Origin of the sequence: Streptomyces prunicolor NBRC 13075 (assembly GCF_000367365.1) — a bacterium.
Lineage (GTDB): Bacteria > Actinomycetota > Actinomycetes > Streptomycetales > Streptomycetaceae > Streptomyces > Streptomyces prunicolor.
Genome location: NZ_BARF01000172.1, coordinates 1 through 9073, shown reverse-complemented (window position 1 = coordinate 9073; position 9073 = coordinate 1). Strand labels below are relative to the sequence as shown.

General features: G+C 67.0%; 8 protein-coding genes. 4 read left to right on the top strand and 4 right to left on the bottom strand.

The genetic code is table 11. The features are described 5' to 3' along the window. Positions 1 to 1223, top strand: a 1223-nt coding sequence (locus SPR02S_RS58700; protein ID WP_019065463.1) for a site-specific integrase, incomplete at its 5' end; no start/stop codon positions are given. Between the two features lie 36 nt (positions 1224 to 1259). Here SPR02S_RS58700 and SPR02S_RS54475 read toward each other — a convergent pair. From SPR02S_RS54475 to SPR02S_RS54465, 3 genes are all read right to left on the bottom strand, one after another. After that, entirely contained in the window at positions 1260 to 2501 is a 1242-nt protein-coding gene (locus tag SPR02S_RS54475; protein ID WP_019065462.1) for an IS110 family RNA-guided transposase, read from the bottom strand. A 651-nt stretch (positions 2502 to 3152) separates the two neighbouring features. Beyond that, complete coding sequence (locus tag SPR02S_RS54470; protein WP_019065461.1) at positions 3153 to 4124, bottom strand: hypothetical protein; 972 nt, start codon at positions 4122 to 4124, stop codon at positions 3153 to 3155. 59 nt (positions 4125 to 4183) lie between these two features. Further along, entirely contained in the window at positions 4184 to 5170 is a 987-nt protein-coding gene (locus tag SPR02S_RS54465) for a PIN domain-containing protein (protein WP_158698037.1), read from the bottom strand. Positions 5171 to 5435: 265 nt separating this feature from the next. Between SPR02S_RS54465 and SPR02S_RS59480 the strand changes: the two genes are divergently transcribed. After that, positions 5436 to 5882 carry a hypothetical protein gene (locus tag SPR02S_RS59480; protein WP_019065459.1) on the top strand — a complete coding sequence of 149 codons (447 nt, stop codon included), beginning with the start codon at positions 5436 to 5438 and terminating at the stop codon, positions 5880 to 5882. A 310-nt stretch (positions 5883 to 6192) separates the two neighbouring features. Next, the gene (locus tag SPR02S_RS58690; protein WP_019065458.1) at positions 6193 to 6687 is read left to right on the top strand and encodes a DUF6082 family protein; all 495 of its coding nucleotides are present in this window, start codon (positions 6193 to 6195) and stop codon (positions 6685 to 6687) included. Positions 6688 to 7017: 330 nt separating this feature from the next. Here SPR02S_RS58690 and SPR02S_RS58685 read toward each other — a convergent pair whose 3' ends face one another. After that, complete coding sequence (locus SPR02S_RS58685; RefSeq protein ID WP_043259175.1) at positions 7018 to 7218, bottom strand: hypothetical protein; 201 nt, start codon at positions 7216 to 7218, stop codon at positions 7018 to 7020. Positions 7219 to 7338: 120 nt separating this feature from the next. On the opposite strand from SPR02S_RS58685, the gene SPR02S_RS63780 reads away from it, so the two are divergent. Further along, on the top strand, positions 7339 to 9073 hold a 1735-nt coding region (locus SPR02S_RS63780), incomplete at its 3' end, for a helix-turn-helix domain-containing protein (protein WP_158698036.1).

The following is a 9073-nucleotide window of genomic DNA, read 5'->3' as shown; positions in this document are numbered from 1 at the left end:
CATGGCTGGCGGGACGCAAGCGCCTACGGCGGAGCGGGGCCGCCCGCTACGAGTGCGACATCCGCGTCCACCTGAAACCGCACCTCGGCCACCTGCGCCTCGACAAGCTCCGCGTGCATCACATCGACACGATGTTCGACGCGATCAACGAGCGCAACATCGAGATCCAGGAACAGAACGCCCAGCGGCGCGTGGTGCGCGACGACCTCAAGGCCACGCCGAACAAGGGGGCCGAGAACCGCGCCCGGCGCCACTGGCTGCGGGCCCAGCTCGCCGCGATGCCTCCCTTCCGGCGGATCACCGGACTCAACACCCAGCCGCACATCCGGGACACCCCGCGCGCCGCGCTGAACGTCGCCATCGCCCAGCAGGTGATGCCCGCCTTCAACCCGGCCGCGCACGTCGAGCTGCTGCCGGGCACGAAGCCAAAGGCTCTCATCTGGAGCGACGAGCGCATCGCGCGCTGGCTCGAGACCGGCGAGAAGCCTTCGCCGGTCATGGTCTGGACCCCCGAACAGGCCGGCACCTTCCTCGACTTCGTCACGCAGGACCGGCTGTACCTGCTCTGGCGCCTCATCGCCTTCCGGGGCACTCGACGCGGCGAGGGCTGCGGCGTCCGCTGGGAAGACCACTCGGCCAAGGCACGCTCCCTGGCCATCGCCACCCAACTCGTCCAGGACGGCTGGGACGTCCACGAGGACGCCCCCAAGACCAACAGCGGCATCCGCCTGATCGCCCTCGACGAGGAGACCAACCAGGACTTCATCGCCCAGAAAGCCCGCCAGCAGTTGGAGCGGGAGGCGTGGGGCGAGGGCTGGGTGGACACTGGTCGGATCTTCACCCAGGAGGACGGCTCCCTCCTCCACCCCGGCAAGGTCAGCGACCTCTTCGAGCGCCTGATCAAGGCAGCCGGCCTTCCTCCGATCCGACTCCACGACCTCCGTCACGTCGCAGCAACACTGATGCTCGCCGCCGGAGTCGACATCAAGGTGGTCTCCGAGACCCTCGGCCACTCGGACACCCGAATCACCCGGGACATCTACCAGTCGGTCCTGGACGACCTCGCCCGCGACGCCGCCGAGAAGGTCGTGCAGCTCGTCCCGCACGCCCGGAGGCCTCTGACGGCGGTCAAGGACGAAGAGCCGACGACCTCGCCCCGCCTCCCCAGGATGGCGCCGCCGCGTAAGAGCAACGAGGTCGTCGAGGAAGAACGCTCCGCCTGATTCGAAAATCCCCCGTGCTCTGTCTGTAGTCGCTGGTCAGACGGTTCCTTCTGTTTGGAGGGTGACTTGGTAGCCGAGTTGGTTGAGCTGGCTGATCAGGCGGCGGGTCTGCCTGGCCCGGCCGGTGCGTTCGATGAAGTAGTGGCCGCCGAGATCGGCGTAGTCGGTGTCGGGGGTGAACATGTGCCAGACGGCGGTCAGGATCGAGTGCTCGACGGCGACCAGGGCGCGTTTTTTACCACGACGGGCGACGAGGCGTCGGTAGCGTGCGGCGAGGTAGGTGTCCTTGGTCCGCGCGGCGCCGACAGCGGCCTGACCAAGAGCGGCCTTGAGCCAGGGATCACCGTGTCTGGTCTTGCCGCCGCCGCTTCTGCCGCCGGACTGATAGTTGCCAGGGCAGACGCCGGCCCAGGAGGCCAGGTCGGCCGCGCTGGGGAAGCGGGTGATGTCCGCGCCGATCTCGGCGAGGATCACCTGCGCGGCACGGACCTGGACACCGGGAATCGTCACGAGGAGTTCGATCCGGCGGCGAAAGGGCTGCAGCATCACCTCGATGTGCTCGCCGAGCTTGGCTTCCGTCGCGGTGCAGGCATCGATCCGGTCCAGCATCGCCCGCGCCAGGAAGGCGTGATGGGTGGTGAAGTTGCCGGTCAGCGCCTCGGCGAGAGCGTCGGTCTTGCGGCGCATGCCGGCCTTGGCCAGATCCGCGAGGACGTGCGGGTCGTGTTCGCCGGCGATGAGGGCTTCGAGCATCGCCCGGCCGGAGACGCCCAGAATGTTGGAGACGGTGGCGGACAGTTTGATGCCGGTGTCTTCAAGCAGTTTCTCCAGCCGCTGGGTCTCGCGGGTGCGCTCGCGAACGACCTCGGTGCGGTAGCGGGTGACGTCGCGCAGCTGCCGGACCGGTTCCGGCGGCACGAACGAGGGCCGGACCAGGCCGTGTTCGACGAGCTTGGCGATCCACTCGGAGTCCTTCACGTCGGTCTTGCGGCCGGGCACCGACTTCATGTGCCGGGCATTGAGCAGCCAGCACTCCATGTCGTGTTCCAGCAGATAGAAAACGGGCTTCCAGTAGACGCCGGTGGCTTCCATACCGACCACGGTGATGCCCTCGGCGAGCAGCCAGTCCCGCATCGCCAGCAGCCCCGAGGTCACCGCGGAGAACGTCCGCACCTCGCTGCGGCGCCGCTTGCCGGCACCGCTTGGGACACGGATGCAGACCTTCACGTCGACCTTGCTGATGTCGATCCCCGCCACGCGTTCGTGGATCACTTCCATCCCGTCGGCACCCCCCCCAGTCGTCGGCCGCGAGCACGCGACCGTCCGGCGGGGGTCCGGCAGGCTGAAGAGTCTGATTCACGTGCTCGGAGCAACACATCCGGGTGCCTGTCGGTGGACCCCCAGCGTCCTACTGATCCACGGGCTCGGAACGCGCCAAGGCGAAACGACGTCAGCCGGACGACCACGAACCGATTTTCACGCACACAGGGTGTCGCCGTCAGGCGACCGGACTACTGATCCGGACGAGGAGGAGCCCCGGTCAGCGGGAATCTGACCGGGCTCCTTCTTGTCTGGGATCAGCCTGGCGCTGGTCCAGGCGTGCCGTTGACTGACGTGTAGCGGGCGCAGATAAATCCGTGGCGCCAGACCGGGCGCAGAAACAGGGCGATCGGGAGGGACCACGGTGAGGTGATCGCATGCCCGACGACTGATCGCTGGATGGCTCGACGACGCAACCGCCCGTGAACGTGGCAGAAATGCGGGCAAGATCAACACCGATGCTTAGATCAACCGCCCGGCCGGACCCCTCTACGTGGTAGATATCGTCTGGATCGGATAGCCAGCGGATACGGCAACATCCCGCCCCAACATGTCAGCTGCCGGGGGCGGGACGGCTCGCATCGTACGGCCGACGCCCGTGAGTAGGAGCTACCAGCTGTTGTACGGGGCCGTCTGCTGCACGGTCGGCAGGCGGAGTCTGATGGTCGCGAGTCGCTCGCCCGGGGCTGGAATCTCCGCGACCGTCCTCGTCAGATCCTCCACGGAATGCCGGATGACGGTTGGCAGACCGGCAGCCTCGACCTCATCCGTGCTGGAGAGGCGGAAGCCGCACCGCCCGCACAGGAGGCTTTCAGTCGTCAGTTCCAGGTCGAACAGTGGGGAGTTCTCGTCCACGGCCAGGAACAGAGCGGCTGCCTCCCGGCCACAGGCAGGGCACCGGCTCAGGGTCTGGAACAGCGCCTTTCCCGGCCCGACCTCGACCACTGTCAGCCCGCGTTCGCTCACCGCCTCCTCAACACCGTCGACTGCTCCCTCCGGAAGGTCGGCGAAGCGCGTTCTGAACCGGTGCCGGGCCTGGTTCATCCTCAGGCGCACAGCCTTCTGCAAGCGGTCGGCCCTGTCGTCCTGGACCACTCGGACCGCGTCCGACCAGGACTCCCAGAAGGTGCCGCGGTCCTGCCCCACGTGCTGCAGAAGCCTGTCCACGGTCGCTACGAAGGTCTCCAGGTAGTCCTCCACACCGTCTGTACCGAGGTGGGCGACACCGTTGCGAAGCTCGATCAGTCCATCCAGTGCGTCGGCTTCGCTGTTGGGCTTCTGCGGGAGGACGTCCATCTTCCTCAGTCGGCTGATCGCCGCCGACGCGCCAACGGTCCTCAGGCGGGCCGGCGGTTTGGACACCGCTCCCGCGAAATGCAGCAGCATGTCGTCTCTGCCGTTCACCTCGGTGAGCAAGGTGGGATGGACACGGGCCAACACCGCCTTCGCGAAGCGCTCCACACTGACGCCAGCGTGCAGCAGGAAGACCTCCTGGTCCTCCCCGGCGTGAGCATCCATCGCCAGGTGTGCAAAGCGCTTGGCGCCTTCGTAGAGACGATCGAACGTGACCGGCGAGTCCATACCGGGACCATACCGACAACTCAAGGACACAGTCGGTGAATTATCGGCAAAGGGCGCTCTCATGGGCGGTGGCGTACCTGCACGTTGGCCCGGCCCAACTGCCATCTGCCGGACTCGACTTGGCAGAAGGCGGGGAAGCGGTGCAGGAGGCGTCCTAGTCCGTCCATCTGCCGGCGGTGCGGCGTCTGCGCTGACTCGGGCAGCGCGGCGAGGATCTCGGTGCGAGTCATCGACACCGGCGAGCGGGCGAGCAGCCGGGCGACCTGGGAGAGCGGGTCGGCTCCCGCGGTGCCGCGTTCCGCCTGCGTCCAGCCGGGCTTGTGCAGTTCGTACTGAGCGAACGGCTCGCCCAGGACCCGCAGGGCCTCGGTGCCGAACCTGGTCAGCTTCGCGCGGGTCCCCGGGGTGAACCGGGCGCGGTTCACGTAGACGTACACGCCGACGGCGACCGCCGCGATCCCGGTGACCACCGGGTAGGCGCGGGCCAAACGCGCGGCGCCATAGAGACCGTATCCGGCCCCCGCGACCATCGTGCCGCCGGCCTGCATTCCGGCCTCCGCATGGCTGATCTTCCCCACTGCGGCCCGTACGTCCCTCCACCGCGGCACAGCGATGCCCTGGCGGATCAGGTCGGGGTCTTCCGCGAACAACACGACGGGCGCGAGAACTCCGGCGAGCTGGAGAATGCCGACGTCGCTGAGGTCCTCCTGGGCGAGCTTGTCGGCGGCCTCCGTCATCGGTAGGCCGTCCGTGCACACGACGTGCAGCAGTGGCACGTACTGCTGCCACCACAGCCGTTCCGCCGCCGCGAGGTCGAAGGCGCCGCCCTCGCGCTTGAGGTCGGCCAGCACGCGGGGGACCTCCGCCCACACGTAGTGCGGGATGAAGCCGCGCAGCGTGCCCTCCCGCATCCCGTCGACGATCGAGGAAGGCCGACCGCGGAACACCGCCGCGGTGACGTCCGTGGCGAGCACCGACGTGTCGAAGACACCGATCCGGAATCCACCGCCGGTCATTGGGCGGGGGCGGATGTAGAGGCTGGACATGACGGGAGCGTAGGCCCCCGACAGGGCGGCCGGGCATACATTTTCCCGCGCCCGTCAAGCCGAGGAGCTCGTGCTCATCCTGGACGTCAGCTGGCCCCGGTCGGCCCGCCTCGTTTGAGATCAGGGCAGTTCTTCAGCTTGGAGAAGCATCGAAGGCAACGCGCCGTGGGTGCAAGGGAGATGGAGTTCGCGCCTGCCCGTTGACGGCACGTAGGCGCTAGGAGACGGTGGGCCGATCAGGGACGGCGAGCGGAGGATCCCGACGGTGGCCGGGTGGCAGTTCGCGATGTACGGAGCGTGCGGAGGTGCGGTTGTCGAAGTGCTGTCGCTGCTCCACTGGGTGAGCCAGTGGCAGGAAGCCCGGCGCACCCCCGTCGGCCGTCTCAAGAAGAACGCCCCGACCTGGAGTACTTACGTCGACTGGAAGGTCCACACCGCGCTCATCATCCTGCGCGGTGGCCTCGGCGCTGGAACGGCAACTCTCTTCGGCATCACCGGTCAGATCAGCGGGGCATATGTCGCGGTCGCCCTCGGATTTGCCGCACCTTCCGTCCTCTCCCAGCTCGGCGGAATCCCCCAGATTGCTGCTGCTCTAAACCGGGACTCGATTACGGATTCGGCGTCTTCCGAGAGCGTGACAGCTGCGCTGTCGGAGGGTCCCGTGGAAGGTGCAGACAAGGGAGGAGGGGGGAAGACCGCTGATGAGCACTGATTCCCTGACCCGTCGCATCTTCACGGGCCTGGTGACACCGCCGATCGGGCGGCCTCCAGCCGGGCGGCCTCCAGCCATCGCTGGCTACAGCCTTCCTCGCAGAGCGCTTGCAGGCCTTGTGGGCGTCAGCCTGCGCCCTGCAGATGCCCAGAGCGACGCCGACGTATGGCCTCAAGCAGTTCCTCCCCGAACCATCAGCAGCGAGAGGCTCCCGAAGCCCGCGCCATCGGCACCGGAACGCGACCCCTCGGCTCACCGCCGGGAAAAAAGTGGGAAGACATGGTTGTGGCTACGGCTACGGGGGTGGATTGTGGCGAACCGACAGCGGCACCAAGCGGCAGACGACAACCTCACTGAGGCTCTGCTGCGCGAGCAACTGCACCAACGCGAGCGACTGCACCAAGAAGCGCTGCTTGAGGCGGGGCGCCGAAGGCTTGAGCTGCTGTCCCGGGCCATCGACGACCCATCCCTCGCCGCTACCGTGAGCCTTCAATCCGATGTTCCGCCAGAGCGGCAGCGTCAGTTCCTCTTCATCCAGGCCACGTACGAAAGCATGCTCCTTGAGTACGCGACTGGCGCACTGTCATGGGAGGGACTCATCGCGCGGTTGCGGGTTTTCGCCCGGAACGAGGTCGTGGCCGAGTACTGGGAACGTACCCGTGAGGAACGCAGGGCCTTGCCCCACGACAGCCTCGAAGCGCAGGCAGCCAGGGCGGTCGACCTCATAGTCGAGGAACTCGCCGATGATCCCGACGAGTGGTGGGTCGTAGGCGGAGATTTCGAAGAGGCCCGTTGGCGCTACTGAGCGTTATGTGGATCACTATCCATCAGGGCGTCTCCTCACCCAACCCGTGCCCGACAGGTACGCCAGCGCGACTTCGCGCATCAGCTCGCCCTTCGCGCACGAGGCGGCGGAAGGTCGTCGACGGCACGGCGATCCCGGGATCCGCAGCGGATCGCACGGCCGCCGACGTCCTCGCGTCGTGTTGTTCGGGATTCGAAGCCGACTGATCACTCCACGAACCGGACGGTTCCGGCATGGGGTCATGCGGTGGGTAGTCAGGCCGGTACGACCTCCGACGCTGTCTCGGTTCAGCGACGCTTCGCGATCAGGCGGCTTGCCCACGGAACCCGATCACCTCAGTACCGAGGCGAGGGCTCCCGTCGCAGCGGCCGCCAGTGTGAGGACTGCCAGGAACGCGGTGGCGGCCCGGGTAATGGCGGCCGGGTAGGTGGCGCCGTCCATGCGGGCGAGGGTGCCCGCTGCGACGGCAGCCAGCAGGGCCAGAGTAAGCAGCAGCCCGACAACGAGCAGAACGACAGCGAGCACGGACACGACAAACTCCCTGAGTACGGTGAGGTGTTGACGTGCCCCAAGGTCCTGGAAACGCTGTTCGACGGGGTCCGGCCGGATGAAGATGAACACTGACGAACACACCGAGCCGGGGGCGGATAGGTGCATGACGAGCAGGGCCAACGCGATGAGGCACTCATCCAGCTGCGCGGGAGGCTGGCCGATGGGCTGGCACGCGCACGGCTGAGTAAGACGCAACTCGCCAATCAGGCCGGGCTGGGCCGCACCACGGTGCAACAGGCCTTCCAGACTGGCGCTCCAACTCCGTCAGCCGAAACTGTTGCGGCCCTGGCCCGGGTTCTCCGCCTCCCAGAGACGGAGCTGATGGACTTACGGCGGCTTGCATGCGGTACGTCCGCTCCGGCCGCAGGGCCAAGCGGTCTGGGTAAGCCGATCAGCGAGTGGAGTCCGCACGACTTGGAGGTTCACCCTGCTGGCCTTGCGATAGACGGACACGGGCAGGGCGCCGCGCTGGAGCCGACACTGCCCGGCTATGTCCCACGGGCCCACGACCGGGTCCTTGCCGAGGTCGTTCGCGATGCTGAGCAGGGCCGGAGCCGCATCGTTGTACTGGTGGGCACATCGTCAACTGGCAAGACCAGGGCATGTTGGGAAGCCGTCCAGGCGCTCGTCGACCGGGAGTGGAAGTTGTGGCATCCCTTCGACCCCACGCGAGCCGAAGCTGCCCTTGAGGATCTCTCCCGAGTACCACGGCGGACCGTCGTCTGGCTCAACGAGGCTCAGCACTATCTCGGTCACTCCCGCGTAGGCGAACAGGTTGCCGCCGCCGTGCAGAGCCTGCTCAACGACCCTGAGCGTCAGCCAGTTCTCGTGCTCGGAACACTTTGGCCCGAGTACGTCGACCAATACACGGCCCTCCCCTCGCCCGGTGGAGAAGACGCTCACAGCCGTGCACGGGAACTCCTGTCCGGACGGACCCTGACCATTCCGGAGAACTTTGACCAAGAGGCCTTACGCCAGGCACAGGCACTCGGTCACAACGGTGACAGGGCTCTAGCCGATGCGCTGAACCGGACAGCGGCCGATGGGCGAGTGACACAAGATCTCGCCGGAGCGCCCGAATTGCTGCGCCGCTACGAACACAGCACACCGGCTGCCAGAGCAGTGCTGGAAGCGGCGATGGATGCACGCAGACTCGGCGCAGGAGTCTATCTGCCGCAGTCTTTTCTCACTGATGCCGCAACCGACTACCTCAGCGTTCATGACTTCGACCAGATCACTGACGACTGGGCAGAGGCAGCTTTCGCCGAACTCGCCCGACCCGTTCACGGAAAGCATGCTCCCCTCCGCCGCACTCGGTCACGCCCGCAGCAACGCCCACCAGGCATCTCATTGGAAGCCACCACCCCCGGCCAAGACGTTGGGCCGACGTATCGGCTCGCCGACTACCTTGAGCAGCACGGTCGAAGTACTCGCCAGGCCCTCTGCCCCCCTGGCTCGTTCTGGCACGCCGCTCACAGCCACCTCACCCAGCTCGACGACCTCGTCAACCTGGCCAATGCGGCCGCGACGCGGTGTCGTCTGCAATGGGCGTATCACCTTCAGTATCGCGCCGCCGAGGGAAATGCCGAGGCCCTGGTCGAACTCGCGCAACGGCGAGAGCTGGCCGGGGACCGCAAGAGGGCCGAAGCCCTCTACCAACAGGCCGCCGAGGCGGGAAACCCTCGCGTCCTGGTCAAACTCGCGCAACTGAGGAAGGAGGCTGAAGACCACGAGCAAGCCGAATCCTTGTTCCAGCAGGCGGCCGACGGGGGCAGCGTCGAGGCCATGGTCGAGCTGGCCCGGAGGCAAGAGGCGGCCGGAGATCACGAGCAGA